The following is a 1,683-nucleotide window of genomic DNA, read 5'->3' on the forward strand; positions in this document are numbered from 1 at the left end:
CGCCGCCCCGGCTCCAGCCGCTCCGGCACCGGCGCCTGCCCAATAAACAAATTGTAACCTCAACGATCTTGAAAAAGCCGGGTTCAGCCCGGCTTTTTTGTTAGCAAGATCGCATATGCAGCGACAAAGCCGCGCATTGCGGTTTTCACGAGCGGCAAATCAACTAGATTGCCTTTCTGGGATGGACACGCAGCGCGAAGAGGACAGTGCATGACGGTGGGCCGAACGCTTCTCAAATCGTTGCTGGCGGCAGCCCTGCTGGCGGCAGGATTGCAAGCGACACAAGCCGACGAATGGYGCACCACCTCCTCGCTGATCGGCGAGTCCAAATACGGCGACAATTTCCAGCACTACGACTACGTCAACCCGAACGCGCCCAAGGGAGGCACGCTGAATTCGGTGGTGCCCGGCACCTATGACAGCTTCAACCCCTATATCGTCCAGGGATCGCCGGCCGCCGGACTGGTCGGATTCGGCGGGGGCCTGCTCTATGACACTCTGATGGAGCAGGCGACCGACGAAGGCAGCACCAGCCATCCGCTGATCGCCGAAGCCTACAAATATCCGGCCGACTATTCCTCCGCGACCTACCGGCTCGACCCGCGCGCCAAATGGCATGACGGCCATCCGATCACCGTCGACGACGTGATCTGGTCGTTCCAGGTGCTGAAGGCGAACAGCCCGCAATACAGCCGCTATTTCGAGAACGTCACCGATGCGGTCGCCGTCTCCGACCGCGAGGTCGAGTTCCATTTCAACCAGAAGGGCAACCGGGAACTGCCGAAGATCATCGGTGACCTTGCCGTGCTGCCGAAACACTGGTGGGAAGGCACCGATGCCAACGGCAAGAAGCGCGACGTGACCAAGCCGACGCTGGAAATTCCGCTCGGTTCGGCCGCCTACAAGATCGCCAGTTTCAAGCCCGGCTCGGAAATCATCTGGCAGCGCGTGCCCGACTACTGGGCAGCCAAACTGCCGGTGAAGATCGGCCGCGAGAATTTCGACACGCGACGCTACACCTATATACTCGACGACAACGCCGCCTGGCTGGCCTTCACCAAGGGTGGGCTGGAGGACATCAACCGCGAATACAGCTCGCGCAAATGGGCAACGGCTTACAATTTTCCAGCATTCAAAGCCGGTGATGTCGTCAAGAAGGACTTCCAGACCCAGGCGCCACAAGCGATGCAGGGTTTCGTCCTCAACCAGCGGCGGCCGCTGTTCCAGGACCGGCTGGTGCGTGAAGCGCTGACCATCCCGTTCGATTTCGAGAGCATGAACCGCACGCTGTTCTTCGGCTTCAACACCCGCACATCAAGCTATTTCCAGGGCACCGAACTGGCATCGAGCGGATTGCCGCAAGGCAAGGAGCTGGAAATCCTGGAAAAATATCGCGACAAGCTGCCGCCCGAACTCTTCACCCAGGAATTCAAGCTGCCGGTCTACGATTCCCCGCAAGCGGAACGAAAGTACCTGAAACAGGCGGTTGATCTGTTCGCCAAGGCCGGCTGGGTGATCAAGGGCGGCAAGATGGTCAATGCCAAGACCGGAGCGCCGTTCAAGTTCGAAATTCTCGGCTGGAACGACACCGACCAGGTGATCGCCAGCCCCTATATCGACAATCTGCGCAAGATCGGTGTCGACGCCACGCTGCGCATCATCGACCAGACGCAGTACATCAAC

1 protein-coding gene is annotated in these 1,683 nt (G+C 59.5%); it reads left to right on the forward strand.

Annotated elements, in window-relative coordinates:
- Positions 1-210: 210 nt before the first annotated feature.
- Positions 211-1,683: extracellular solute-binding protein (locus ACXJ7R_RS31875; RefSeq protein ID WP_457155280.1), on the forward strand; the 1,473-nt coding region annotated here is incomplete at its 3' end.

The organism is Mesorhizobium sp. P5_C1, assembly GCF_054049815.1.